Source organism: Pseudomonas sp. H3(2019) (genome assembly GCF_007713465.1).
In the GTDB taxonomy this organism is placed as follows: domain Bacteria; phylum Pseudomonadota; class Gammaproteobacteria; order Pseudomonadales; family Pseudomonadaceae; genus Aquipseudomonas.
Window position 1 is genome coordinate 474,856 of sequence record NZ_VMSG01000001.1, and the last position, 26,251, is coordinate 501,106.

Annotated in this window: 27 protein-coding genes; 16 read left to right on the forward strand and 11 right to left on the reverse strand. The window is 58.4% G+C overall.

Going from position 1 to position 26,251, the window contains the following annotated elements; all coding sequences use genetic code 11:
- Positions 1 to 4: 4 nt before the first annotated feature.
- The 7 genes from FPT12_RS02295 to trpE all read left to right on the forward strand — a co-directional run bounded on the left by FPT12_RS02295 (position 5) and on the right by trpE (position 7,721).
- Positions 5 to 1,045: an ABC transporter substrate-binding protein gene (locus FPT12_RS02295; RefSeq protein ID WP_145014453.1), complete on the forward strand. Its 1,041-nt coding sequence runs from the start codon at positions 5 to 7 to the stop codon at positions 1,043 to 1,045.
- Between the two features lie 104 nt (positions 1,046 to 1,149).
- A complete protein-coding gene (locus FPT12_RS02300; RefSeq protein ID WP_145014454.1) occupies positions 1,150 to 2,397 on the forward strand; it encodes an ABC transporter permease in 1,248 nt (415 codons plus the stop codon).
- Positions 2,398 to 2,410: 13 nt separating this feature from the next.
- Positions 2,411 to 3,235 carry an ABC transporter permease gene (locus tag FPT12_RS02305; protein WP_145014455.1) on the forward strand — a complete coding sequence of 275 codons (825 nt, stop codon included), beginning with the start codon at positions 2,411 to 2,413 and terminating at the stop codon, positions 3,233 to 3,235.
- Positions 3,236 to 3,450: 215 nt separating this feature from the next.
- Entirely contained in the window at positions 3,451 to 4,599 is a 1,149-nt protein-coding gene (locus FPT12_RS02310) for an iron-containing alcohol dehydrogenase (protein ID WP_145014456.1), read from the forward strand.
- Positions 4,600 to 4,679: 80 nt separating this feature from the next.
- Positions 4,680 to 5,354: a ribulose-phosphate 3-epimerase gene (gene rpe / locus FPT12_RS02315; RefSeq protein WP_019693907.1), complete on the forward strand. Its 675-nt coding sequence runs from the start codon at positions 4,680 to 4,682 to the stop codon at positions 5,352 to 5,354.
- Positions 5,351 to 6,169: a phosphoglycolate phosphatase gene (locus tag FPT12_RS02320; RefSeq protein WP_145014457.1), complete on the forward strand. Its 819-nt coding sequence runs from the start codon at positions 5,351 to 5,353 to the stop codon at positions 6,167 to 6,169. Before rpe ends, FPT12_RS02320 begins: the two co-directional genes overlap by 4 nt.
- 70 nt (positions 6,170 to 6,239) lie before the next feature.
- Positions 6,240 to 7,721 (forward strand): anthranilate synthase component I, encoded by a 1,482-nt coding sequence (trpE, locus tag FPT12_RS02325; RefSeq protein ID WP_145014458.1) that lies wholly within the window; start codon positions 6,240 to 6,242, stop codon positions 7,719 to 7,721.
- 110 nt (positions 7,722 to 7,831) lie between these two features.
- On the opposite strand, the gene estP is transcribed toward trpE, so the two are convergent.
- Entirely contained in the window at positions 7,832 to 9,742 is a 1,911-nt protein-coding gene (gene estP, locus FPT12_RS02330; protein WP_145014459.1) for an esterase EstP, read from the reverse strand.
- A 399-nt stretch (positions 9,743 to 10,141) separates the two neighbouring features.
- Here estP and FPT12_RS02335 point away from each other — a divergent pair, with 399 nt between their 5' ends.
- The 4 genes from FPT12_RS02335 to FPT12_RS02350 all read left to right on the forward strand — a co-directional run bounded on the left by FPT12_RS02335 (position 10,142) and on the right by FPT12_RS02350 (position 13,396).
- Positions 10,142 to 10,735, forward strand: a complete 594-nt coding sequence (locus FPT12_RS02335) for an aminodeoxychorismate/anthranilate synthase component II (protein WP_019693903.1) — start codon at positions 10,142 to 10,144, stop codon at positions 10,733 to 10,735.
- Between the two features lie 9 nt (positions 10,736 to 10,744).
- On the forward strand, positions 10,745 to 11,794 hold the full coding sequence (gene trpD / locus FPT12_RS02340; RefSeq protein WP_145014460.1) for an anthranilate phosphoribosyltransferase: 1,050 nt from the start codon (positions 10,745 to 10,747) through the stop codon (positions 11,792 to 11,794).
- Positions 11,791 to 12,627 carry an indole-3-glycerol phosphate synthase TrpC gene (gene trpC, locus FPT12_RS02345; RefSeq protein WP_145014461.1) on the forward strand — a complete coding sequence of 279 codons (837 nt, stop codon included), beginning with the start codon at positions 11,791 to 11,793 and terminating at the stop codon, positions 12,625 to 12,627. The genes trpD and trpC overlap by 4 nt, the downstream gene beginning before the upstream one ends.
- Before the next feature lie 67 nt (positions 12,628 to 12,694).
- Complete coding sequence (locus tag FPT12_RS02350) at positions 12,695 to 13,396, forward strand: lipoate--protein ligase family protein (protein WP_145014462.1); 702 nt, start codon at positions 12,695 to 12,697, stop codon at positions 13,394 to 13,396.
- Here FPT12_RS02350 and crp read toward each other — a convergent pair.
- A complete protein-coding gene (gene crp, locus FPT12_RS02355) occupies positions 13,393 to 14,037 on the reverse strand; it encodes a cAMP-activated global transcriptional regulator CRP (RefSeq protein ID WP_145014463.1) in 645 nt (214 codons plus the stop codon). The genes FPT12_RS02350 and crp overlap by 4 nt on opposite strands.
- Positions 14,038 to 14,273: 236 nt before the next feature.
- Here crp and FPT12_RS02360 point away from each other — a divergent pair, with 236 nt between their 5' ends.
- Positions 14,274 to 14,696 (forward strand): OsmC family protein, encoded by a 423-nt coding sequence (locus FPT12_RS02360; protein ID WP_017138086.1) that lies wholly within the window; start codon positions 14,274 to 14,276, stop codon positions 14,694 to 14,696.
- A 238-nt stretch (positions 14,697 to 14,934) separates the two neighbouring features.
- Complete coding sequence (speD, locus tag FPT12_RS02365; protein WP_054594292.1) at positions 14,935 to 15,729, forward strand: adenosylmethionine decarboxylase; 795 nt, start codon at positions 14,935 to 14,937, stop codon at positions 15,727 to 15,729.
- A gap of 76 nt (positions 15,730 to 15,805) precedes the next feature.
- Here speD and coq7 read toward each other — a convergent pair whose 3' ends face one another.
- From coq7 to hemJ, 6 genes are all read right to left on the reverse strand, one after another.
- Positions 15,806 to 16,453 (reverse strand): 2-polyprenyl-3-methyl-6-methoxy-1,4-benzoquinone monooxygenase, encoded by a 648-nt coding sequence (coq7, locus tag FPT12_RS02370; protein WP_145014464.1) that lies wholly within the window; start codon positions 16,451 to 16,453, stop codon positions 15,806 to 15,808.
- Positions 16,454 to 16,645: 192 nt separating this feature from the next.
- Positions 16,646 to 16,984 (reverse strand): histidine triad nucleotide-binding protein, encoded by a 339-nt coding sequence (locus tag FPT12_RS02375; protein WP_007906873.1) that lies wholly within the window; start codon positions 16,982 to 16,984, stop codon positions 16,646 to 16,648.
- Positions 16,985 to 17,071: 87 nt separating this feature from the next.
- Positions 17,072 to 17,860, reverse strand: coding sequence for an SDR family oxidoreductase (locus tag FPT12_RS02380; protein ID WP_145014465.1), 789 nt, complete (start codon positions 17,858 to 17,860; stop codon positions 17,072 to 17,074).
- A gap of 62 nt (positions 17,861 to 17,922) precedes the next feature.
- Positions 17,923 to 18,843, reverse strand: coding sequence for a DUF805 domain-containing protein (locus FPT12_RS02385; RefSeq protein WP_145014466.1), 921 nt, complete (start codon positions 18,841 to 18,843; stop codon positions 17,923 to 17,925).
- Positions 18,844 to 18,924: 81 nt separating this feature from the next.
- Positions 18,925 to 19,893, reverse strand: a complete 969-nt coding sequence (locus FPT12_RS02390; protein ID WP_145014467.1) for a nitronate monooxygenase family protein — start codon at positions 19,891 to 19,893, stop codon at positions 18,925 to 18,927.
- 34 nt (positions 19,894 to 19,927) lie between these two features.
- Positions 19,928 to 20,359 carry a protoporphyrinogen oxidase HemJ gene (gene hemJ / locus FPT12_RS02395; protein WP_145014468.1) on the reverse strand — a complete coding sequence of 144 codons (432 nt, stop codon included), beginning with the start codon at positions 20,357 to 20,359 and terminating at the stop codon, positions 19,928 to 19,930.
- A gap of 135 nt (positions 20,360 to 20,494) precedes the next feature.
- Between hemJ and argC the strand changes: the two genes are divergently transcribed.
- Complete coding sequence (gene argC, locus FPT12_RS02400) at positions 20,495 to 21,529, forward strand: N-acetyl-gamma-glutamyl-phosphate reductase (RefSeq protein WP_008008353.1); 1,035 nt, start codon at positions 20,495 to 20,497, stop codon at positions 21,527 to 21,529.
- Between the two features lie 168 nt (positions 21,530 to 21,697).
- Entirely contained in the window at positions 21,698 to 22,048 is a 351-nt protein-coding gene (gene erpA, locus FPT12_RS02405) for an iron-sulfur cluster insertion protein ErpA (RefSeq protein ID WP_007906865.1), read from the forward strand.
- A gap of 67 nt (positions 22,049 to 22,115) precedes the next feature.
- Here the strand turns inward: erpA and FPT12_RS02410 are convergent, their stop codons facing one another.
- Both FPT12_RS02410 and FPT12_RS02415 read right to left on the reverse strand, forming a co-directional pair.
- On the reverse strand, positions 22,116 to 23,207 hold the full coding sequence (locus tag FPT12_RS02410; RefSeq protein ID WP_145014469.1) for an anhydro-N-acetylmuramic acid kinase: 1,092 nt from the start codon (positions 23,205 to 23,207) through the stop codon (positions 22,116 to 22,118).
- A gap of 3 nt (positions 23,208 to 23,210) precedes the next feature.
- On the reverse strand, positions 23,211 to 24,629 hold the full coding sequence (locus FPT12_RS02415; RefSeq protein ID WP_145014470.1) for a peptidoglycan DD-metalloendopeptidase family protein: 1,419 nt from the start codon (positions 24,627 to 24,629) through the stop codon (positions 23,211 to 23,213).
- 209 nt (positions 24,630 to 24,838) lie between these two features.
- Here FPT12_RS02415 and tyrS point away from each other — a divergent pair, with 209 nt between their 5' ends.
- Positions 24,839 to 26,038 (forward strand): tyrosine--tRNA ligase, encoded by a 1,200-nt coding sequence (gene tyrS / locus FPT12_RS02425; protein WP_145014471.1) that lies wholly within the window; start codon positions 24,839 to 24,841, stop codon positions 26,036 to 26,038.
- Here tyrS and FPT12_RS27790 read toward each other — a convergent pair.
- Positions 26,025 to 26,251: hypothetical protein (locus FPT12_RS27790; RefSeq protein WP_218570704.1), on the reverse strand; the 227-nt coding region annotated here is incomplete at its 5' end. The genes tyrS and FPT12_RS27790 overlap by 14 nt on opposite strands.

Below are 26,251 nucleotides of genomic sequence, written 5' to 3' on the forward strand. Positions count from 1 at the left end.
AATAATGTTGAGATCCCTGAAATTCACCGCCCTCGTTATGGGCATGATGGGCGCAGCGCACGCAATGGCCGGTCCCGACCTGACCGTGGTGTCGTTTGGCGGCGCGAACAAGGCGGCGCAGGTCAAGGCCTTCTACGCACCGTGGGAAGCCGCGGGCAACGGCAAGATCGTCGCCGGTGAATACAACGGTGAGATGGCCAAGGTCAAAGCCATGGTCGACACCAAGAGCGTGTCCTGGGATCTGGTAGAGGTTGAATCGCCAGAGCTGTCCCGTGGTTGCGACGAAGACATGTTCGAGCCGCTCGACCCGGCGCTGTTCGGCAAGTCCGAAGACTACGTGAAGGGCGCCATCCAGCCATGCGGCGTGGGTTTCTTCGTGTGGTCGACCGTGTTGGCCTACAACGCCGACAAACTGGCAAGCGCTCCGACCAGTTGGGTGGATTTCTGGGACACCAAGAAATTCCCGGGCAAACGTGGCCTGCGTAAAGGCGCCAAGTACACCCTGGAATTCGCCTTGATGGCCGACGGCGTCGCGCCGAAAGACGTCTACAAAGTGCTGGCCAGCAAGGACGGTCAGGACCGCGCCTTCAAGAAACTCGATGAGCTCAAGCCAAGCATTCAGTGGTGGGAAGCTGGCGCACAGCCGCCGCAGTACCTGGCTTCCGGCGACGTGGTCATGAGCTCGGCCTATAACGGCCGGATCGCTGCCGTGCAGAAAGAAAGCAACCTGAAAGTGGTATGGAACGGCGGCATCTACGACTTCGATGCCTGGGCGATTCCAAAAGGCCTGGATAAAACCCGCGCCGCAGCCGCGAAGAAATTCATCGCGTACTCGGTCATGCCGCAACAGCAGAAAACCTACTCGGAAAACATCGCCTACGGCCCGGCCAATATCCAAGCCGTACCGCTGTTGTCCAAAGACATTCTGAAAGACATGCCGACCACCCCGGAAAACATCGCCAACCAGGTGCAGATCGACGTCAGCTTCTGGGCTGACAACGGTGAGCAACTGGAACAGCGTTTCAACTCGTGGGCTGCGAAGTAAGAGCTGCCGCAGGCTTGATCGTTCCCACGCAGAGCGTGGGAACGATCAACATGGCGTCCTCCCGGTGGGGGCGCCGCATCGTTTAAAGAATTTCGGAGTTCGCCATGGCCATCGCCGTTCCCCTGAACGAGGGCACCAATCGCACCTTGAAGCAGCGCCTGGCGCGTGCCGAGCGGGTCAACCGCTGGAAGGCCCAGGCCCTGATCGCGCCATTAGTGCTGTTTCTGTTGTTGGTGTTTCTGGTGCCGATCGTGGCGCTGCTCTACAAAAGTGTCGGTAACCCGGAAGTGGTCGGCGGGATGCCGCGCACCGTGGCTGCCATTGCAAGCTGGGATGGCCGAGGCTTGCCGGCGGATCCGGTCTTCAAGGCTGCCAGCGAAGACCTCCTGGAGGCCCGCAAGAATCAAAGCCTGGGCGATCTGTCCAAGCGACTGAATATGGAACTGGCCGGCTATCGCAGCCTGCTGACCAAAACCGCGCGAGCGCTGCCGTTCAAAACTGAACCAGCCTCCTATAAAGATGCACTCGAAGCGCTGGATGAGCGTTGGGGCGACCCGGCCTACTGGCAAGCGGTACGCCGCAACACCAGCAGCATCACGCCGTATTACCTGTTGGCGGCGGTCGACCACCGGATCGATGACCTCGGCGAAATCGCCCCGGCGACCCCCGATCAGGCGATCTACCTCGAGATCTTTGCCCGGACCTTCTGGATGGGCCTGATCATCACCGCGATCTGCCTGGTGCTCGCCTATCCGTTGGCGTATCTGCTGGCCAACCTGCCGTCACGTCAAAGCAACCTGCTGATGATTCTGGTGTTGTTGCCGTTCTGGACCTCGATTCTGGTGCGGGTGGCGGCGTGGATTGTCTTGCTGCAATCGGGCGGGCTGATTAACAGCGCGTTGATGGCCATGGGCATCATCGATAAGCCGTTGGCACTGGTGTTCAACCGCACCGGGGTTTACATCTCGATGGTGCACATCCTGTTGCCGTTCATGATTCTGCCGATCTACAGCGTGATGAAAGGCATTTCTCCGACCTACATGCGTGCGGCAATCTCGCTGGGCTGTCATCCGTTCGCCAGCTTCTGGCGGGTGTATTTCCCGCAGACCTATGCCGGTGTCGGCGCCGGTTGCCTGTTGGTGTTCATCCTGGCGATTGGTTACTACATCACCCCGGCGCTGCTCGGCAGCCCGAACGATCAGATGGTCAGTTACTTCGTCGCCTTCTACACCAACACCAGCATCAACTGGGGCATGGCGACCGCACTCGGAGGGCTGCTGCTATTGGCGACTGTCGTGCTCTATCTGATTTACAGCTGGCTGGTAGGCGCAAGCCGCCTGCGCTTGAGCTAAGGGGAGAATCGAAATGCTGAGTCCTTATGTGTCGCCCATCGAACGGGTGTGGTTCTACAGCTTGCGCATTCTCTGCGGGCTGATCCTGTTGTTCCTTATTTTGCCGGTGCTGGTGATCATCCCGCTGTCGTTCAACTCGGGGAGTTTTCTGGTCTACCCGCTGCAAGGGTTCTCGCTGCATTGGTACCAGGACTTCTTCGCCTCGGCCGAATGGATGCGCTCGCTGAAGAACAGCATGATCGTCGCCCCGGCGGCGACGGTGTTGGCGATGGTCTTCGGCACGCTGGCGGCGATTGGCCTGACCCGTGGCGACTTCCCCGGCAAGGCCCTGGTAATGGCGCTGGTGATCTCGCCGATGGTGGTGCCGGTGGTGATCATCGGTGTGGCCAGTTACCTGGCCTTCGCGCCGCTGGGATTCGGCAACAGCTTTATCTCGCTGATCGTCGTGCATGCGGTGTTGGGTGTGCCGTTCGTGATCATTACCGTGTCGGCGACGTTGCAAGGTTTTAACCAGAACCTGGTGCGTGCGGCCGCCAGCCTGGGGGCTTCGCCACTGACGGCGTTCCGCCGTGTGACCTTGCCGTTGATCGCACCGGGGGTCATTTCCGGAGCGCTGTTTGCCTTCGCGACGTCGTTCGATGAGGTGGTGGTCACGTTGTTCCTTGCCGGCCCTCAACAGGCGACATTGCCACGGCAGATGTTCAGCGGTATTCGCGAAAACCTCAGCCCGACCATCGCCGCTGCAGCAACGCTGCTGATCGTCTTCTCGGTGTTCCTGCTGCTGACCCTGGAATGGCTGCGTGGCCGCAGCGAGAAACTGCGTACCGCACAGGTTTAACGCTACGCCTCGACCAACTGTGGGAGCGAGCCTGCTCGCGATAGCGAATTGTCAGTCGACATCAAGAGTGAATGTCAGGCCGTCATCGCGAGCAGGCTCGCTCCCACAGGGGGAGTTTCTGTGAGCGTCTGCTCATTCATTCGCGCAATAACAGACAAACCCCAATCCCCAGCTACTATTGTGCCCAGCTCCCCTATTCATAAGAGGCTGCGCACATGAGTATTTCCTCTTTCAAAATTGCTCACAAACTGCTCACCGGTGCTGGCGCCATCGAGCAGTTGGCCGCCGAGCTGACCCGTCTGGATGTCGATAACCCACTGATTGTCACCGATGCCGCGCTGGTCAAGTCCGGCACGGTGGAGCTGGCGCTGGCGCACCTGGATGGACGTACTTACGAAATTTTCGATCGGGTGTTGCCCGACCCGGAAATCGCCATCGTTGAAGACTGCATGCGCGTCTACCGCGACGGTGGGCATGACGGCCTGATCGGCCTCGGTGGCGGCAGCGCCATCGACATCGCCAAAAGTGTTGCAGCCTATGCCGGTTACCACGGCGCGCTCGAAGACTTGTTCGGTATCGATCAGGTGCCGCGCAAAGGCCCGCCGCTGATTGCGATTCCGACCACTGCCGGCACCGGTTCGGAAGTCACCAACGTGGCGATACTGTCCGACAGGGTCGCGCAGCTGAAAAAAGGCATCATCAGCGATTATCTGCTGCCGGACGTGGCGCTGGTCAGTCCGCAAATGACCCTGACGTGCCCACGCAGCGTGACGGCCGCCAGTGGCGTCGATGCGCTGGTGCACGCTGTCGAGTCCTACCTCTCGCTCAACGCCTCGCCGATCACCGACGCACTGGCCATCGGCGCTATCAAGCTGATCATCAAGGCATTGCCCAAGGCCTACACCAATCCTTCGAACCTGCAGGCCCGTGAAGACATGGCCACCGCCAGCCTGATGGCCGGCATGGCGTTTGGCAACGCCGGGGTCGGCGCGGTGCACGCCTTGGCGTATCCGCTGGGCGGACGTTTCAACGTGACGCACGGTGTCAGCAACGCCTTGCTGCTTCCGTATGTCATGGCCTGGAACAAAATGGCGTGCATCGAACGCATGCAGGATATCGCCGAGGCGCTTGGAGTGAGAACGGCGCAGTTGAGCGCTGAAGAGGCGGCGGATAAAGCGGTCGAGGCCATGGCGCGACTCTGTGCCGCAGTGGAAATTCCCCAAGGCCTGCACAGCCTTGGCATACCGGAAGATGCAATCCCGGCGATGGCTGTGGAGGCCGCGGGAATAGAGCGATTGATGCGCAACAACCCGCGTAAATTGAGCACCGCCGATATTGAGAAGATTTATCGAGCGGCCTACTGATCATCGCGGTCACGGTGCGCGCGTCAAAGCATGAGGTATACAATGCGCGCCATCGTGATTCTGCTCAAAAAAGGTGCGTCATGCAGCCCTTCGCTATTGCTCCGTCGATTCTCTCCGCTGATTTCGCCCGTCTGGGCGAGGAAGTAGACAACGTTCTGGCCGCTGGCGCCGACATCGTTCACTTCGATGTCATGGACAACCACTACGTGCCAAACCTGACCATCGGGCCGATGGTTTGCTCGGCGTTGCGCAAGTACGGCATCACCGCACCCATCGACGCGCACCTGATGGTCAGCCCGGTAGACCGCATCATTGGCGACTTCATCGACGCCGGCGCGACCTACATCACCTTCCACCCGGAAGCCACGCTGCATGTCGACCGTTCCCTGCAAATGATCCGCGAAGGCGGTTGCAAGGCGGGCCTGGTGTTCAACCCGGCAACCCCGCTGGACGTGCTCAAGTACGTGATGGACAAGGTCGACATGATCCTGCTGATGAGCGTCAACCCGGGCTTCGGCGGGCAGAAATTCATTCCTGGCACCCTCGACAAGCTGCGTGAAGCACGCGCGCTGATCGATGCGTCGGGCCGTGATATTCGTCTGGAAATCGACGGTGGCGTGAACGTGAACAACATCCGCGAAATCGCTGCTGCTGGCGCTGACACCTTCGTCGCCGGTTCGGCCATCTTCAATGCGCCGAACTACCAGGAAGTGATTGAAAAGATGCGTTCCGAACTGGCGCTGGCTCGCCCATGAGTGGTTTTGAGCAGCTGTTCCCGGGGCATCTGCCGCGGCTGGTGATGTTCGATCTGGATGGCACGCTGATCGATTCGGTCCCTGACCTCGCAGTGGCTGTGGATAACATGCTGCTCAAACTCGGGCGTGCCCCGGCAGGTCTAGACGCAGTGCGCGAATGGGTGGGCAACGGTGCGCCGGTGCTGGTCCGTCGTGCACTGGCGGGCAATATCGATCACGCGAGTGTCGATGATGTCGAGGCGGAGCACGCGCTGGAGCTCTTCATGGAAGCCTACGCGGATGGCCATGAACTGACGGTGGTTTACCCTGGTGTACGCGATACCCTGAAGTGGTTGCACAAGCAGGGCGTCGAAATGGCGCTGATCACCAACAAGCCGGAGCGCTTCGTCGCACCCTTGCTGGATCAGATGAAGATCGGTCGCTACTTCCGCTGGATCATCGGCGGCGACACCCTGCCGCAGAAGAAGCCTGACCCGGCGGCGCTGTTTTTCGTGATGAAAATGGCCAATATACCGGCCTCGCAATCGTTGTTTGTCGGTGACTCGCGCAGCGACGTGCTGGCGGCCAAGGCGGCCGGCGTGAAGTGCGTAGCCCTGAGCTATGGCTACAACCATGGCCGGCCGATTGCCGAAGAGTCCCCGGCGTTGGTGATCGACGATCTGCGCAAGCTAATTCCCGGTTGCCTGGATCCAGCCGCTGAGATAACGTTGCCCGACGCTGTTCAATCCCCTCCTGGAAACTCCATCGTGGTGGTCACTCGCAAACTCTGGATGAAAGTCATCAAGGCCCTGGCCCGCTGGCGTTGGCGCGCCTGACTCGATCCTGGCCGGTTATCCGGCGCGTTTGCACACCTGACTGTTAGACCCTCACGCCACGAGGCACCTCATGATCCGCGAAGAATTCCTGCGTTTGGCCGCTGCCGGCTACAACCGTATCCCGCTTGCCTGCGAAACCCTTGCCGACTTCGACACACCGCTGTCGATCTACCTGAAGCTGGCCGACGAGCCCAACTCCTATCTGCTGGAGTCGGTGCAGGGCGGCGAGAAATGGGGCCGTTACTCGATCATCGGCCTGCCGTGCCGCACGGTGCTGCGGGTGCATGATCACCACGTCAGTGTGACCGTCGATGGCGCCGAAGTGGAAAGCCACGAGGTTGAAGACCCGCTGGCTTTCGTCGAAACGTTCAAGGCGCGCTACAACGTGCCGACGATCGCCGGACTGCCTCGCTTCAACGGTGGCCTGGTGGGTTACTTCGGTTATGACTGCGTGCGTTATGTGGAGAAGCGTCTGGGCAAGTGCCCGAACCCGGATCCGCTGGGTGTACCGGACATTCTGCTGATGGTCTCCGATGCGGTGGTGGTGTTCGACAACCTGGCCGGCAAGATGCACGCCATCGTGCTGGCCGACCCTTCGCAGGACAACGCCTTCGAGCAAGGTCAGGCGCGTCTGGAGGAACTGCTGGAAAAACTCCGTCAGCCGATCACTCCACGCCGCGGACTGGATTTCAGCAAGCAGCAAGCGGCTGATCCGGTGTTCCGTTCCAGTTTCACCCAGGACGATTACGAGCGGGCGGTGGATACCATCAAGGAATACATCCTTGCTGGTGACTGCATGCAGGTGGTGCCGTCGCAACGGATGTCCATCGACTTCAAGGCCGCGCCGATCGATCTGTACCGGGCGCTACGCTGCTTCAACCCGACGCCTTATATGTACTTCTTCAACTTCGGCGACTTCCATGTCGTTGGCAGTTCGCCGGAAGTGCTGGTGCGGGTTGAAGACAACCTGATTACCGTACGCCCGATCGCCGGCACCCGCCCACGCGGTGCCAACGAGGAAGCCGACCGGGCGCTTGAAGAAGACCTGCTGTCGGACGACAAGGAAATTGCCGAGCACCTGATGCTGATTGACCTTGGCCGCAACGACACCGGTCGCGTGTCGGAAATCGGTTCGGTGAAACTCACCGAGAAAATGGTTATCGAGCGTTATTCCAACGTGATGCACATCGTCTCCAACGTCACCGGCCAGCTGAAAGCCGGCCTGACCGCGATGGACGCACTGCGGGCGATTCTGCCGGCAGGTACGTTGTCGGGTGCGCCGAAGATTCGCGCGATGGAAATCATCGACGAACTGGAACCGGTCAAACGAGGCGTCTATGGTGGTGCGGTCGGTTACTTCGCCTGGAACGGCAACATGGACACCGCGATTGCAATTCGCACCGCAGTGATCAAGAACGGCGAACTGCATGTGCAGGCCGGTGGCGGCATCGTGGCTGATTCGGTGCCTGCGCTCGAATGGGAAGAAACCCTGAACAAGCGCCGCGCGATGTTCCGCGCCGTGGCCCTGGCCGAGCAAACCCCACAAGACTGAGCTGTAACGACGGAGCTTGTTGTGGCGAGCAACAAGCTCGCTCGCCACATCAGAGAACATCCAAAAAACGCTGCCCCCGTGAGGAGGCAGCGTTTTTTATTACCTGCGGTTTAGAAGTCCAGGCTGACACCCACGTTGATGCCTTGTTGGGTGAAGTCGTCATCCTTGCGAATGTTGTAGCTGGCCCGTAGCGCCAGGTCTGGGGTCAACTTCTGGCTGACGCCCAGGTTCAGGCGGTTCAGGTTGGTTTGCGGGGTGTAGCCTTGCAGGGTGAAATGGTTGTCGGGCAGGCTGTTGAGGTTCATGGTCAGGTCCTGGGTGTCGTCTTTATATTCGTGTTCGTGGGCGAACTCGCCGAACACCTGAGTCTGCGGAGTGATTTGATACTTGCCCTGCAAACCGACGCCGAGGCGCTTTGAGGTGCGCTTCTGGTCACCGAAGGTCAGTGCCGTGGAGTCGTTGCCGTTCTCTGAGTAACCATCGACTTGTACCTTGGCGTAATCGGCGCTGATGAATGGCGACAAGTGCCACGGGCTGCTTGCCTGCTGCGCGATGTCGTAACCCAGGCGACCGGTGACAGCCAGCACAGTGCCGCTGGTATTGCCTTTCTCCCCGCGTTCGTTGACGCCCAGGTCGAACTTGCGTTTGAGACTGTCGTAGTCCAGATGCCCAGCCGTCATTGCCGCGTCAGCCCACCAGCGATTTTGCTGATATTGAGCGAACGCCGTACCCATGTACGTGTTGAGTTTGTACTGCGAGTTGTCGTTGCCCGCTTCCAGCTTCTGACGATAGAAACCGGCAGCCACGCCAACACGCCAGGCCTCGTCGAGACGGTAGCTGCCGCCAATGTTCAGGTTGTAACCGTTGCCATCGGCACTGGCTGCATTGCGTTGATCGTCAAAACTCAGGTGCTGACCGCCACCGGCGACAATCGCACGCCACTGACCGACGTTTTGCCAGTTTTCCCAGTCGGATTGCCATTGGTTGCGCAGTTCATCCTGATGCGCGCGCAGGGTGGCATGGGCCATTTCCGGTAACAGCGTCATCTCCCACGGGGCTGCCAGTATGGAATACGCGTAATCGGCGATCAGGCGTTGTCCGGTTTCGGTCGGGTGCACCGAGTCGTTGTAGATCAGCTTGGTCGGATCCGGCGTGGCGCTGTTGATCCCGTACCGGGCGTTTTCCGTACAGCTGTCACCGCTGAAGCAGGTTGCGGTGAGGTTCTGGTCGGTGGCCAGGCCAAATTGCGCCGGGTTGGCGAAGGTCTCTTTGAGCAGCACCGGAATATTCAACGGGATGACTTCGGCATTGATGTGCTGCAACTGGCTGACCAGTTCAGTGTTGAACTGGGCGCTGAGTTGGGAGGTAAAGGCCTGGAGCGGGCTGCCATTGATCGCCGGGGTCAGCCCGATGTCAGGCAGTAGCCAGACCATGATGTATTTGGCGCCGGCCTGTTGCAGCGTTTGCACACTGCTGACCAGCCGATCGGCTGCGGCATTGGCCTGATCAAGACTCGTTACCCGGCCCTGGAGGAAGTCATTGCCGCCACCGGAGAGGTAATAGAGCGCGTTCGGGTCAGCGCGAAAGTTGTTGCTCGGCAGATAACCGGGCCGACTGCGCTCACCGGTGTCCGATGTGGTGGTGATCGAGTCGAGGATCTGATCGGTACGGTATCCACCTACCGCCCAGTTGTTACCATCTGGCAGGCCTTCACTGGCACGGACCGCCGAGGTCGATGCGGCCGTTTGATCGGGTGAAAATCCCAGTTTCCCTCCCAGTAACTGCGTCGAGTTGGCGGCGCGAACCTCGCCGTTGCCATCCTTGTAGGTCGGTCCGACGCGGTTGGTGAAGCGCTCGGTTGCGCCTGCGGGGCCTCCTGTATCGGTAAATTGCCCGGCGTCGTTCAGGCTGTCGCCAAAGACAATGAATTTCGTATAGGGAGCGGGGGCCGCAATCGCCTGGGCGCAGGCCATTGCAAGAACACAACTGGCGAGCGGTACAAACATCGTCTGTTTGATCATGAGCAAGTCCATTTATTTATTGTTGTAGTTAACGGAACGACAGTACCAAAAACTTTCGCGTTTTAGCTATGGTTAAAGGCTGCATCGATGGCTTGCTCTGCGCCATATTGCACCCACTGCTCAGCTAAGTTACTGTGCGGGAACGTATGAATGAGACCTTCCCCGTGTTGATCGTCAGCAAACTCTTGGATCAAGTCATCAAGGCCCACGCCCGTTGGCGTTGGCGCGCCTGAACTTTCTCTGCCGGCCCGGCCGGACCTGTGCCTGTTTGCCTTCTTTACCCGTATGAAATGCCGCTTTTGCCGGTTCCATTCCAGCAACTGACCGAGCGTTGCAAGACTGCGGGTAAATCATTCGAAGGCCGTCTCAAAAGTCAGTGAATTCAAGAGGTTTCAAACCATGTTGCTGATGATCGATAACTACGACTCTTTTACCTACAACGTTGTGCAGTACCTTGGTGAGCTAGGCTCCGAGGTCAAGGTTGTGCGCAACGATGAGCTGACCATCGCCGAAATCGAAGCGCTCAAACCCGAGCGCATCGTTGTCTCTCCTGGTCCATGCACCCCGACTGAGGCCGGCGTGTCCATCGAGGCCATCAAGTATTTCGCCGGCAAGCTGCCGATTCTCGGCGTTTGCCTGGGGCATCAATCCATCGGCCAGGCGTTCGGCGGTGATGTAGTGCGCGCCCGCCAGGTTATGCATGGTAAGACTAGCCCGGTGTTCCACGAGGATAAGGGCGTGTTCGAAGGTCTTAACCGTCCACTGACGGTCACCCGCTATCACTCGCTGATTGTGAAGCGTGAAACCTTGCCCGACTGCCTGGAGCTGACCGCCTGGACTCAGCTCGAAGACGGTTCGGTCGATGAGATCATGGGGTTGCGCCACAAGACATTGAACATCGAAGGGGTGCAATTTCACCCCGAGTCAATCCTGACCGAGCAGGGCCATGAGCTGTTCGCCAACTTCCTCAAACAAACCGGCGGCACGCGCTAAGGACTTTCCATGGATATCAAGACTGCCCTGAGCCGTATCGTCGGCCATCTGGACCTGAGCACTGATGAAATGCGCGATGTGATGCGCGAAATCATGACCGGGCAATGCACAGACGCGCAGATTGGCGCGTTCATGATGGCCATGCGCATGAAAAGCGAGAGCATCGACGAGATCGTCGGCGCAGTCTCGGTCATGCGTGAGCTGGCGGACAAGGTCGAGCTGAAAACCCTCGACGGTGTTGTCGATGTAGTCGGCACCGGCGGTGATGGTGCGAACATCTTCAACGTTTCGACGGCTTCCTCGTTTGTGGTGGCGGCGGCGGGTTGCACCGTGGCCAAGCACGGTAACCGTGCGGTATCGGGTAAAAGCGGCAGCGCCGACTTGCTGGAGGCGGCCGGGATTTACCTGAACCTGACGCCGGTTCAAGTGGCGCGTTGCATCGACAACGTCGGCATCGGTTTCATGTTCGCCCAATCGCACCATGGTGCGATGAAACACGCTGCCGGCCCGCGCCGTGATCTTGGCTTGCGCACGCTGTTCAACATGCTCGGCCCGCTTACGAATCCGGCCGGCGTGAAGCATCAGGTGGTGGGCGTGTTCAGTCAGGCTTTGTGTCGCCCATTGGCCGAAGTCCTGCAGCGCATGGGCAGCAAACATGTGCTGGTGGTGCATTCGAAGGATGGCCTTGACGAGTTCAGTCTGGCGGCGCCGACCTTTGTGGCGGAATTGAAGAATGACCAGATCAGTGAGTATTGGATCGAGCCTGAAGACTTGGGCATGAAGAGCCAGAGCCTGCACGGCCTGGCGGTGGAAAGCCCGGAGGCCTCGCTCGAACTGATTCGCGATGCCTTGGGGCGCCGCAAAACCGAGAACGGTCAGAAAGCCGCAGAAATGATTGTGCTCAATGCCGGTGCTGCGTTGTACGCTGCTGATCATGCGGTCAGCCTGAAAGAGGGCGTTGCCCTGGCTCATGACGCGCTGCACACCGGCCTTGCGCGTGAAAAACTTGAAGAATTGGGTGCGTTTACCGCGGTATTCAGAGTGGAGAATGAGGCATGAGTGTACCGACGGTTCTGGAGAAGATCCTCGCCCGCAAAGTCGAGGAAGTGGCCGAGCGTAGCGCTCGTGTGACGCTTGCCGAGCTGGAAGCACTGGCCAGGGTAGCCGATGCTCCGCGGGGTTTTGCCAAGGCGCTGATCGCCCAGGCCAAGCTCAAGCACCCGGCGGTGATTGCTGAAATCAAGAAGGCTTCACCGAGCAAGGGCGTGATTCGCGAGCACTTCGTGCCGGCCGAAATCGCCAGGGACTACGAGAAGGGCGGGGCAACGTGCCTCTCGGTGCTGACCGATGTCGATTTCTTCCAGGGCGCCGACCTCTACCTGCAACAGGCGCGTGCCGCGTGCATGCTGCCGGTGATTCGCAAGGACTTCATGATCGATCCTTATCAGATCGTCGAAGCCCGTGCGCTGGGCGCCGATTGCGTGCTGTTGATCGTTTCCGCGCTGGATGACGTGAAAATGGCCGAACTGGCAGCCGTCGCTAAAGGTGTTGGCCTCGACGTGCTGGTCGAAGTCCACGACGGTGATGAGCTGGAGCGGGCCTTGAAGGTTCTCGATACTCCGCTGGTCGGCGTGAATAATCGCAATCTGCACACCTTTGATGTCAGCCTGGAAACCACGCTCGATCTGCTGACGCGCATCCCGCGCGATCGCCTGGTCATTACTGAAAGTGGCATCCTCAATCGCGCCGATGTCGAGCTGATGGAAATCAGCGAGGTGTATTCGTTTCTGGTCGGTGAAGCATTCATGCGCGCCGAAAACCCGGGTACTGAACTGCAACGCTTGTTCTTTCCAGAGCGTGGCATTGCGGTCAGCGGTTCCACACTCGACTGAACCTGATTCAATGAAGAAGCCGGCGTTGCCGGCTTTTTTGTATCCACAGCAAAGGATTCGCACTGCCATGACTCACCCCATTGCCTTGACTGTCGAAGCCGGTCTGCGTGCCGAGCAGGATTTGTTGGCGACGGTCTGTGCCGGCGACCAGGAGTTTGGTTTGTTGTTCTGGCAGCCGAGCGATCGCGCGCTGGTCATGCCCCGGCGCTTGAGCCGTTTGCCAGGGTTCGAGGCTGCTTGCCAAGCGTCGGCGGCAAATGGTTGGCCGGTTCTGTTGCGTGAAACCGGCGGTGAACCGGTGCCGCAGTCTGCCGCGACGGTCAATATCGCGCTGGTGTATGCACCGCCGCGTAGCGAAGGTGACCACGGTCGGATCGAAACCGCTTATCGGCGTCTGTGCGACCCTATTTGCGCGCTGCTGACGGAGCTCGGCGGCACGCCTTCATTGGGTGAAGTCGAGGGCGCTTTCTGTGATGGGCGTTTCAACGTCAATCTCGATGGCCGCAAAATGGTCGGCACCGCTCAGCGCTGGCGCCAGAGCAAGGGTGGTCAGCGCCCGGTGGGTTTGGTGCATGGTGCGCTGTTGCTGGACGACGAGCGGGAGTCAATGGTTGAGGCGGTGAACCGTTTTAACGAGGCTTGCAGTCTGGAGCAGCGGGTTCGCGCGCAGAGCCATATCGCCCTGCATGAACAATTCGCCGCCCCGGATGCCATCGCGCGGCTGGACACCCTGTATCGGCAAATGCTCGCCGAGGTGATGTCGGCTTAGCGGGTACCGAAGACCACCATGGTCTTGCCTTTGACGTTGACCAGGTTGCGTTCTTCCAGGTCCTTGAGCACGCGCCCGACCATTTCCCGCGAGCAACCGACGATCCGGCCGATTTCCTGGCGGGTAACCTTGATCTGCATGCCGTCCGGGTGCGTCATGGCGTCGGGCTGTTTGCACAGCTCCAGCAAGCAGCGCGCAACCCGGCCGGTGACGTCGAAGAACGCCAGGTCGCCGACCTTGCGTGTGGTATTGCGCAAACGCTGGGCAATCTGGCCACTGAGCACATAGAGAATGTCCGGGTCTTGCTGGGACAGCTCGCGGAACTTGCAGTAGCTGATCTCTGCCACTTCGCATTCGACCTTGGCGCGAACCCAGGCGCTGCGCTCCTGTTCCTGCCCGGCTTGTTCGAACAGACCCAGCTCGCCGAAGAAGTCCCCGGCGTTGAGGTAGGCGATGATCATTTCCCGGCCATCGTCGTCCTCGATGAGAATGGTGACCGAGCCCTTGATGATGAAAAACAGCGTATCCGAACGATCGCCAGCGCAAATGATATTGCTCTTGGTCTGATAGCGACGGCGCTGGCAATGCATCAATAACTTGTCGAGGTTCTTGATTTTGGGTGTTGGGGTAATAGCAACCATGGTTGTATCCCGAAAAGACTGCACGGTGTGTTGTGGTTTTTTATGAATCGCTGATGGCGGCCGAAAAAAAAGCAGGCTAAGTGCCATGAAATTGGCGCCAGCTTAGCAGACACATTCCGTCGTTATTCGATAATTTATCAATACTGTAAGTGTGTTGCTTGCGCTGATACCGGTCGCTGTCAACTGAAGGCCCTGTGCTAAGCTGGCGACCCTTTTTTAACAGTGGAGTCTTGGCGATGAAGGCACGCATCCAATGGGCTGGCGAAGCCATGTTCCTCGGTGAGTCCGGTAGCGGTCACGTGGTGGTCATGGACGGTCCGCCTGATGCCGGCGGTCGAAACCTGGGTGTACGTCCGATGGAAATGCTCCTGCTCGGTGTGGGTGGTTGCAGCAATTTCGACGTGGTCAGCATCCTGAAGAAGTCCCGCCAGGCCGTGGAGAGCTGCGAAGCCTTCCTTGAAGCCGAGCGTGCGACTGAAGATCCCAAGGTCTTCACCAAGATTCACATGCACTTCGTGGTCAAGGGCCGGGCACTGAAAGAAGCCCAGGTAAAACGCGCCATCGAGCTGTCGGCCGAGAAGTATTGCTCGGCGTCGATCATGCTCGGTGCGGCCGGTGTCGCCATTACCCACGACTACGAAATCATCGAACTCGGTTGAATCGACATTCAACTATCATAAATGCAGTGCAGACTCTGGCGATCATTGGCCCAGGTCTGCATAATGCGCCACTTTTTTCAGGGCCGTGATCGGTCAACCGAAAGATCACACACCCGAACAGACAACCAAAATCGCCATCGCGAAGAGGTGTTAACCGTCCTACGCAGGTGCGTCGTTCGCATTTGACGGGCATGCTTGATCACGCGGCCGGGCCGCATACATAGAGAGTTCTTAAACGGTGAAAAGCAAACTCAAGCTCCATGGGTTCAATAACCTGACAAAGACCTTGAGCTTCAACATCTACGACATCTGCTATGCGGAAACTCCGCAAGACCAGCAGGCTTACGTTGAGTACATCAATAAAGAGTACAACGCCAAGCGCCTGACGCAGATCCTCACAGAAGTTGTCGATATCATTGGTGCCAATATCCTGAACATCGCCAGTCAGGACTATGAACCCCAGGGCGCCAGCGTCACGATTCTGATCTCTGAAGAGCCGGTGACCCCGACCGACAGTCAGATTGAAGAGTCACCGGGCCCGTTGCCCGAAATCATCCTGGCCCACCTCGACAAGAGCCACATCACGGTGCACACCTACCCGGAAATCCATCCGGTGGACGGTATTGCAACGTTCCGTGTGGATATTGATGTGTCGACGTGTGGCGTCATTTCACCGCTTAAGGCGCTCAACTTCCTGATTCACCAGTTCGATTCGGATATCGTGACCGTGGATTACCGCGTGCGCGGTTTCACCCGTGATATCGAAGGCAAGAAGCACTTCATCGATCACGAGATCAACTCGATTCAGAACTACCTCTCCGAAGACACTCGCGACGCGTATCAGATGACCGACGTGAACGTGTACCAGGAAAACCTGTTTCACACCAAAATGCTGCTGAAGAACTTCGAACTGGATAATTACCTGTTCGGCGACGCCACCAGCAACCTGTCCTCTGAGCAACGTGCTCAGGTGACTGAGCGGGTGAAACACGAAATGCTCGAAATTTTCTACGCGCGCAACATGTCGAGCTGATCTTTGAAATAAAGATCGAAGGCAAAAGAAAGGGCGCTGAGATAGCGCCCTTTTTTGTGCCTGAAGGTTTTATGGGTCAGATCCGGTAGGTACTTTTGGTCATGGCCTTGGCCATCAGGCTCATGCCGAATTTCACCGGCGCCGGGAAGCGGAAGCCTCCTGCATCCAGCGCGCTTTCGGCGTGCTGCTCTTCATCGATGCGCATCTGCTCAAGAATGGCCCGGGACTTCTCGTCCTCGACCGGCAGTTGCTCCAGGTGTTCATTCAAGTGTTTGCACACCTGATCTTCAGTCGCAGCGACGAAACCCAGGCTGACTTTGTCGCTGATCAGCCCGGCGACGGCGCCGATACCGAACGACATACCGTAGAACAATGGATTGAGGATGCTGGTGTGGCTGCCCAATTGGCGGATGCGCTGTTCGCACCAGACCAGATGATCAATTTCTTCTTCGGCTGCGTGTTCCATTGCCTCACGCACTCGCGGCAGCTTGGCAGTCAGGGCCTGGCCCTGATACAACGCTTGGGCACAGACTTCACCGGTATGGTTGATGCGCATCAGGCCGGCGACGTGCCGGGTGTCTTCGTCGCTCATTTTCGCTTCTGGCTGCACGATGGCCGGCGACGGGCGATATGGCTGGCCACTGAAGGGCAGTAACGTGCGCATCGCGGCGTCGGCTTGCAACAGAAGACGGTCAATCGGCGAGTAGTGACGTTGGGTAGTCATGCTGACCTCCGGGAAGAATCTCGGCGGCCAGTTTACCGCAATCGGCCGGGTTAGGTTTACGCTGGGTCATGTGGGAGCGGGGACATTCTGTAGGCGCAAGGATTGCCCGCGATAGAATCGACACAGTCTATCCGGGAAGCCGAGTTGCCCCTATCGCGGGCAAGCCTTGCTCCTACAGGGGTGGGGCGTGGATCAGCCCGGCGGCCAGTGCATCTGGCGCTGACCCAGCACGTGCATATGAATGTGGTAGACGGTCTGGCCACCCAGTTCATTGCAGTTCATGACCACGCGAAAGCCTTCTTCGCAGCCCAGCTCCAGCGCCAAGCGTTGGGCAGTGAACAGAATGTGCCCGGCCAGAGCCTTATCGTCCTCGGTCAGGTCGTTGAGTGTACGCACCGGTTTTTTCGGGACTACCAGAAAATGCACGGGCGCCTGCGGGGCGATATCGTGAAAGGCCAGGACCTGGTCGTCCTCGTAAATGATCTTGGCGGGTATTTCTCTGTTGATGATTTTGGTGAACAGAGTATCCACAGCTGTTTCTCCATTGTGTTGGTCCGGGCTGAGTGTACTCACGGGAGATGCCCGAGCCCAGCCTGTGACCTTTACTTTTAGTGACGCTCAGCGCGGACAGTGCGCCTTGTTGACCATGCCCACGATGGTTCGGGTCAGCCAGCGCGAGCCGAAGCGTGGCAAAAGCGCGAACCAGCGATTGCGGCGTCCGGGAATGATGATTGCGCGGTTCTTCTCCAGCGCACGCACCGTGTAGAGGGCCACTTCCTCGGGGCTCATCAGCATTTTGCTATTGGCCAGTTTGTCGGTGTCCAGTTGCGCGGTGCGGAAAAACGCCGTGCGTGTCGGGCCTGGGCAGAGGACCGAGACCTTGACCGCGCACTTTTTCAGTTCGACCCGCAAGCCTTCGGAGAAGTGCAGTACATACGCCTTGCTGGCGTAATAGGTGCTCATCCAGGGGCCAGGGTAGAAAGCGGCCATCGAGGCGACGTTCAGAATCTGCCCGCCGCCCTGCAATGCCATGCTGTTGCCAATGGCGTGGCACAGGCGGGTCAGGGCCAGGATATTCACTTCGATCAAGTCTTGTTCGGTCATCCAGTCCTGAGCCAGAAACGGGCCGCAGGTACCGATGCCGGCGCAATTGACCAGCAGGTCGATCTGGCGGTCACCCTCTTCGAGCTCCAGCAGAAACCCGGACAGGCGCAGCGGTTCGCCCAGATCGCAGGCGCGGAACAGCACCTCGACGCCAAAGCGCTGGGTCAGTTCGATGGCAATACTTTCCAGCTGATCACGTTGACGGGCCACCAGAATAAGGCTGCGGCCACGTCGCGCCAGCGCTTCGGCCATCGCCAGGCCGATGCCGCTGGAGGCGCCAGTGATCAGAGCGTAACGGGTCATGCAATTCTCCATCGCAACGGCTCGCAGCCTGTGGACAGAGATGTCACAGGAAGCGAGCGCGTTTATTCTTTCTCATAGTCTACAGGTGGCTGAGCTGCTTTCGCCGCATCGTCTGCCTCAACCGCATCAGCCGGTTCACTGCTTCCATAACTGCTGGTCGAGGTGCTTTCGTATTCTTCGGTCAGGGTGCTGAGACCACCGGCAAGCGCGCCGACAAAAATCACTGCAATCACCACCAGCCACAGCCCGCACAGGACTTTGACGGCCGTGCTGTTAGGTGGCTGCGGCGCGCCATAGCGATTCGCCCCGACGTTTCCTGGCAGCACCGCGAGCGCGAATGGAAACAGGCTGCCGATAAAGGGCACCAGATTCAGAAACCATAGCCAACCGGACCAGCCAAGATCGTGCAGACGTTGCACGCTGATGGTGATGTTTATGTAGAGGTACGCCACGAATGCAACGACACAAACAATTGTGCTCAGCACGATTTGATTGCCGCTCAACAGGCTGAGTCCAAAAACGCCGGCGATAGCTCCCATGATCAGCAGCGCCACCAATGACCACGCGAGAAAACGCAGGCGCCCGATTCGGCCCTGCAGGCTAAACACCTTGAGTTCCGAAAATTCTGGCAGCGCTTCACCAACGGGCGCGCGAGGAGGGCTATAGGGGGATTCGTTGTCACTGAGCGTGGGCGCTGTGTAAGCGGCGGACGACGAATCGTGAACGTCGGTCAGATTGAGCTCGATTGACGGCTCGGCTTCGATGCGTGCATCGATGCCGGTTTTCGACAGGGCATTCAGATAGGTTTGTGCGTCTGTGTGGGACAGGCCGTGCTTGAGCGCGACAGGTTTTCCGCTGAACAGGCGTTCGATGGCCGCGACGTCGCTTTTGAACAGCTGGGCGAGATTGAGTTTCGCGGTGGAGATGTCAACGCCCGGAAGCAGGGATCCGTCGAAGACGATCTTGAAACGGTGTTCGCTCATGCCGGGGCATCCTTGTCGCGAGTCTGGGGGCTGTGCTCGACAGTTTAAGCCAGCCAGAATCGGCTGACCAAACCTTGTGCGTTAGCGCGGCCAGCGTTTGGGCAGTTGAGCTGCGAATTCCTGCGCCTTGCGGTACTCGGCGTCCAGCCTTGCGACCAGTTGATCGACGCTTGGCAGGTCGTCGATTTCCCCCACGCCCTGGCCAGCGGACCAGACGGTTTTCCAGGCTTTGGCTTCATCGCTCAAGGGTTTGAGTTTGGCGCCGAAGTTGACTTCACCCTTGCCTTGCAGTGCGTCTATGTCAAAACCGGCATTTATCAGGCTTTGGCGCATGAAGCTTGCCGGCACCCCGGACACCGCTGGCGTATGGACAATGTCGGCGGCCCTGGAAGTCAGCAGCATCTCTTTGTAGGCTTCAGGGGCGTGGCTTTCGGTGGTGCCGATAAAGCGTGTGCCGAAGTAGGCCAGATCCGCACCGAGCAGTTGCGCGGCGAGAATCTCGTGGCCGTGGTTCAGGCAGCCGGCCAGCAGCAGTGTTTTGTCGAAGAACTGACGAATCTCGGCAATCAGCGAAAACGGGCTCCAGGTCCCGGCATGGCCACCAGCGCCTGCTGCTACGGCGATCAAGCCATCGACGCCGGCCTCGGCAGCTTTTTCCGCATGGCGTCGGGTCGTCACGTCGTGGAATACCAGGCCGCCATAGCTGTGCACCGCATCGACCAGCTCTTTCACTGCGCCAAGGCTGGTGATCACGATCGGGACCTTGTGTTCGATGCAGATTGCCAGGTCCGCTTGCAGGCGCGGATTGCTGTTGTGAACGATCAGGTTCACTGCATACGGTGCGGGATTTTCCAATAGCGCCAGACCCTCTTCGATTTCCTCCAGCCAGGCTTTGAAACCGCTGCTTTCACGCTGGTTCAGCGCTGGAAAGCTGCCGACCACACCATTGCGGCAGCAGGCGAGCACCAGTTGTGGATTGGAAATCAGGAACATCGGCGCTGCCACGACAGGCAGACGCAAACGTTGTTCGAGCAAGGCGGGCAGCGACATTGGAAGTACCCCGATAAGTTGCGGCTAATTATGGTTAGAACGGCCGTACGACGACCAGAATTACAATAGCCAGCAATATCAGAACTGGCACTTCATTGAACCAGCGATAAAAGACATGGCTGCGGGTGTTTTCGCCACGGGAAAAACGCTTTACCTGCGCGCCGCACATGTGGTGATAACCGATCAGGATCACCACCAGGGTCAACTTGGCATGCATCCAGGCACCTTGTCCGAAGTAGGCGCTGGGGTTGAGACTGATCAACCAGATCCCGAAGGCCAGCGTGGCGATCATCGCCGGGCCCATGATCCCGCGGTACAGTTTGCGCTCCATGATGCTGAAGCGTTCCTTGCTGATGCTGTCTTCACTTTGCGCGTGGTAGACGAACAGGCGCGGCAGGTAAAACAGGCCGGCAAACCAGCAGACCATGCTGACGATATGAAGCGCTTTGAGCCACAGATAAAGCATTTTTGATTATTCCCAGGTTCACGGTAGCCCGAATAGTAGAGGCTTGAATGGCCGCACGTCACCTTGACGGTTGTCGCAGGGCGGTGCGCGCCCTATTATCGACGGCTTTCCAGTAGGTTCGTTGAGGGCAGGTTTATGGTCAAGGTCGGTATCGTCGGCGGCACGGGTTACACCGGTGTCGAACTGCTGCGTCTGTTGGCGCAACATCCGCAAGCTGAAGTGGTAGTGATCACTTCCCGATCCGAGGCAGGCCTGGCTGTTGCCGACATGTACCCGAACCTGCGAGGCCACTACGACGGCCTGGCGTTCAGCGTTCCGGACATCAAAACTCTCGGTGCCTGCGACGTGGTGTTCTTCGCCACTCCGCACGGTGTAGCGCATGCGCTGGCCGGTGAATTACTGGCCGCCGGGACCAAGGTCATCGACCTGTCGGCAGACTTTCGTCTGCAGGACGCGGACGAATGGGCCAAGTGGTATGGTCAGCCACACGGTGCGCCAGAGTTGCTGGAAGAAGCGGTCTACGGCTTGCCGGAAGTCAATCGCGAGCAGATCAAACAAGCGCGCCTGATTGCGGTTCCGGGTTGCTACCCAACCGCTACGCAACTGGGCTTCTTGCCGTTGCTCGAAGCAGGTCTTGCCGATACTTCGCGCCTGATCGCTGACTGCAAGTCGGGTGTCAGCGGTGCAGGTCGTGGTGCAAGCGTTGGTTCGCTGTATTCCGAAACCTCCGAGAGCATGAAAGCCTATGCCGTCAAAGGGCATCGTCACTTGCCGGAGATTCGCCAGGGGCTGCGTCGTGCTGCTGGCAAGGACGTCGGTCTGACTTTCGTGCCGCACCTGACACCGATGATTCGTGGCATTCACTCCACGCTCTATGCAACCGTGGTCGACCGCTCCGTGGACTTGCAGGCGTTGTTTGAAAAGCGCTATGCCAACGAACCGTTCGTCGATGTCATGCCGGCTGGCAGTCATCCGGAAACCCGTAGCGTGCGGGGTGCCAACGTTTGCCGTATTGCGGTTCATCGTCCGCAGGACGGCGATCTGGTGGTGGTGCTGTCGGTGATCGACAATTTGGTCAAAGGCGCGTCGGGTCAGGCGGTGCAGAACCTGAACATCCTGTTTGGTCTGGACGAGCGCCTGGGTCTGTCTCATGCGGGCATGCTGCCCTAAGGCTTTATTCCGCTCAGCAGAAAGGCCCGTTTAACGGGCCTTTTTGTATTCCGGGCTGACAATTGTGTCGATTGATATACCGTAACAATAGTTGACCGATTTTCTGGGAGAAGCGGATAATGCGCGTCATCACGCATTATGGCGGTGTAACACCGGGAGATAGTCAGCATGAGCGTCGAATCCTTCACCCCCACGGCTTTGCAATTCACCCACGGTGCCGCGCACAAGGTGAAGAGCCTGGTCGATGAAGAGGGTAATGATCGCTTGAAGCTGCGCGTATTCGTTACGGGCGGCGGTTGTTCAGGGTTTCAGTACGGCTTCACATTCGATGAAGAAGTGGCCGATGACGACACCATCGTCGAGCGCGAAGGCGTTAGCCTGGTCGTCGATCCGATGAGCTTCCAGTACCTGGCAGGTGCCGAGGTGGATTATCAGGAAGGTCTGGAAGGTTCGCGTTTCGTGATCAAGAACCCGAATGCCACCACGACCTGTGGTTGCGGCTCTTCGTTTTCGATCTGATCGCACCTCACCGCATCACCAAGCGCCGCATGGCCTCACGGCTTTGCGGCGTTTTGCTGTCTGGCGTTCAGGCGGGGTAGATGGCGCCGAGGACGCGTAATCCGCGAGCGCCGGTGACGCTTGGACGATTGGCCGGGATGCTCTCGAGGCAGCAATGGGCCAGCCAGGCGAAGGCCATGGCTTCGACCCAGTCCGGGTCTACGCCGTAGGCTGCGGTGCTGCTGACTTTGGCGTCTGGCAGCAGGTTGGCGAGGCGGGCCATCAGCGTCGCGTTGTGGGCGCCGCCACCACAGACCAGCAGCTCTTGCGTATCGGCTTGTGCGGCCTGTAGCGATTCGACGATGGTCAACGCCGTCAGCTCAAGCAGCGTGGCTTGCACATCGTGTGCGGCAAATGCGGGCAGGCGCGCCAGGTGTTGTGTCAGCCATTGCAGGTTGAACACTTCGCGGCCGGTGCTTTTGGGGCCCTTGGTCAGGAAGAACGGATCGCTCAACAGGGCTTTCAGCAGTACAGGCTCTACGGTGCCGCGTGCAGCCCACTGGCCGTCACGGTCGAAGGTCTCACCGCGCTGCTGGTGAATCCAGGCGTCCAGCAGGACATTACCTGGGCCGCAGTCAAAGCCCGAGACGGGTTTACCGGTCTCGATCAGGCTGAGATTGCTGAAACCGCCAACATTCAAGACTGCACGGTTGCCGCTGCGCTGTTCAAACAAGGCTTCATGGAAGGCTGGAACCAGCGGCGCGCCTTGCCCGCCTGCAGCCACGTCGCGGCTACGAAAGTCACTGACGACGGTGATTGCGGTCAGTTCGGTCAACAGGGCGGGGTTGCCGATCTGCACGGTGAAACCGCGTGCCGGCTCGTGGCGAATGGTCTGGCCATGGCTGCCAATCGCTCGGATGTCGTCAGGTTTCAGGTGTTGATCTGCAAGTAGGGTATTGATGCCCTTGGCGGCCAGTTTTACCCAGTTTTGCTGGGCAATGGCGCTGCGGGCTATCTCGTCGGGGCCGCTGGCGCACAAGCCAAGCAGCTCGGCGCGCAGGGATTCGGGCATGGGAATGTAGTGCGTGGCGATCAGTTTGATCGCCGGTGCTTGCTCGATCAGCGCAATGTCCAGGCCATCAAGGCTGGTACCGGACATCACACCTATATAGAGCGCCATGGCTTAGCGTTTGCTCGAAGCCAGCAGGGTGGCTTTCTCTTGCTCCATGCGCGCCATCAGTGGCTGGCTTTGCTGCAGGAAGCGTGCGCGCTCGGACTTGGCGATCGGATCGGCCATTGGCAGTTTCTGACCCAGCGGATCGACGTGAACGCCGTTGACCTGGAACTCGTAGTGCAAGTGTGGACCGGTAGAGAGGCCGGTGGTGCCAATATAACCAATCACCTGGCCTTGCTTGACGTTACCGCCAGTCTTGACGCCTTTGGCGAAGCCTTGCATGTGACCGTACAGCGTACGGTAGGTGTTGCCGTGCTGAATGATAACGGTGTTGCCGTAACCGCCGCGGCGACCGGCCAGCAGTACTTTACCGTCACCGGCAGCCTTGATCGGCGTGCCGCGAGGCGCTGCGTAGTCGACGCCTTTGTGCGCGCGAATTTTGTTCAGAATTGGATGCTTGCGACCCATGGAGAAACGCGAGCTAATACGGGCGAAGTCCACCGGCGTACGAATGAACGCCTTGCGCATGCTGTTTCCATCGGCCGTGTAGTAACTGCTGTTACCTTGTTTGTTGGTGTAACGCACGGCGGTGTACGTCTTGCCGCGGTTGGTGAAGCGGGCGGAAAGAATGGGGCCATTGCCGACAGCTTTGCCGTTTACGACTTTCTGTTCGTAGATCACATCGAACTCGTCACCCTGGCGAATATCCTGGGCGAAGTCGACGTCGTAGCCAAACACGCTGGCCATGTCCATGGTGAGGCTGTGGGACAGGCCGGCACGCGCTGCGGATTGCGAAAGCGAGCTGTTGATCACGCCGTGAACATAGGCGGAGCGCACGGTTGGCTTGGCTGTAATGCGGTTAAAGGTATAGCCCTTGGCATTTTTGCTCAGACTGATGCTTTCAACGTCGTTGATCTTGCTGTGCAGATTGGTCAGCTGGCCGTCGCGGCCCAGTTCGAACTCGAGTTTCTGGCCGTGTTTAAGCTGGGTGAACTGCTTGGCTTGCTTGTCGCTGGCCAATACGTCGTGCACCGAAGCGGCTGGAAGCCCGACTTTCTCGAACAATGTGGAGAGGGTGTCGCCTTTGGCAACGATCACTTCCCGGTGGCCTGGCGCTTTCTTCTCTTCAACGGCTGGTACCGGGGCTGCTTTAGCCGTTTCCTTGCTATCGTCGGTACTGTCTTCGATCTGGGCGAATGGAGATTCGACCGGCTCGTTTGTGGCTTGAACGGCGTCAGCAGCGTCTTGATCTTGTGTCAGTTGTTCTGCGGGGCGTTCCAGTTCAAGACTCAGGGTTGTCTTTTTGGCTTCAACGTCACTGGAAGGGAATACCAGGAGCGCCAGGCTGAGGAGGGCGGCAATGCCACTTGCCGCGAGCAGGTGGGTCTTCGGATAAAGCGGCGGCGCTTTAGACGGTTCTGTGGTCATAAGTAATTTGACTTTGGAAAAGATGAATTGGAAAAGATGAATGACATGATGAAGATGAAATAACTGTATAAAATATAACCAAATCATCTCTTAAGCAAGTCGCGAATGCTCCGTTCGCGGATTGGTGTCCGTGCGCCGGGCAAAACTTGTATTTGGTGCGCGATCTTGTATGGTTGGTTCCCTTTGAATCTGAGCCTTGCAGGTCTGTTATGAAGTCGGTTGAAGAGCAGCTAGCGCTGATCAAACGTGGTGCGGAAGAACTGTTGGTCGAGTCCGAGCTGATCGAGAAGCTCAAGCGCGGCCAGCCGCTGCGTATTAAGGCTGGCTTCGATCCGACTGCGCCGGATTTGCACCTGGGTCACACGGTGCTTATTAATAAGCTGCGCCAGTTCCAGGATCTGGGTCACCAGGTGATCTTCCTTATAGGTGACTTTACCGGGATGATCGGTGATCCGAGTGGCAAGAGTGCTACCCGTCCTCCGTTGACGCGTGAGCAGGTTCTCGAAAATGCCGAGACCTACAAGACTCAGGTGTTCAAAATTCTTGATCCGGCGAAAACCGAGGTGGCTTTCAACTCCACCTGGATGGATCAGATGGGGCCTGCGGATTTCATTCGTCTGACCTCGCAATACACTGTGGCGCGGATGCTTGAGCGCGACGACTTCGACAAGCGTTATTCGACCAATCAGCCAATCGCTATCCACGAGTTCCTGTATCCGCTGGTTCAAGGGTATGACTCGGTCGCGTTGCGCGCGGACGTCGAGCTGGGCGGCACCGATCAGAAGTTCAATCTGCTGATGGGGCGTGAACTGCAGCGCAGTTATGGCCAGGAGGCTCAGTGCATTCTGACTATGCCATTGCTCGAAGGGTTGGATGGCGTGAAGAAAATGTCCAAGTCGTTGGGCAACTACGTCGGTATTCAGGAAGCGCCGGGTGTCATGTACGGCAAGCTGGTTTCGATCCCGGACGTGCTGATGTGGCGTTACTTCGAGTTGCTCAGCTTCCGTTCCATGGATGAGATCGATGCGCTGCGTGCAGATGTAGAAGCTGGCGCCAATCCGCGGGATATCAAGATCAAGCTGGCTGAAGAGATTGTTGCGCGTTTCCATGGTGAAGAAGCTGCGGCAAATGCTCACCGTGCTGCGGGCAACCGTATGAAGGAAGGCGAGTTACCGGATGATTTGCCAGAGATCGAGCTGACTGCGACTGAGGATATGCCGATTGCGGCTGTGCTTAATAAGGCGGGGTTGGTGAAGAACTCGGCGGTCGCGCGTGATCTGCTCGGTTCGGGTGGCGTGCGTATAGATGGTGAAGTGGTTGATCGCACCTTTATATATGCACTGGGTGCGACCCATGTTTGTCAGGCCGGAAAGAAGGCATTTGCGCGTATTACGCTTAAAACCGAGTAAGGTTGAAATTAGGGGTTGACGGCCAATTATATCTGTCTATAATTCGCCCCACTTCCGGCGCAGTCGAAACGGAAAACTCCTTGGTAAACAAAGAGTTACGCAGTTTTCGGCAGCGGTTACGCTTCAGTTCATCGAAGCCCGAAGGAGTTGAAAGAGTAGTGCTGTTTGGCTCTTTTAACGGTTCGATCATCTCGGTCGAAAGCGGAGAAAAAG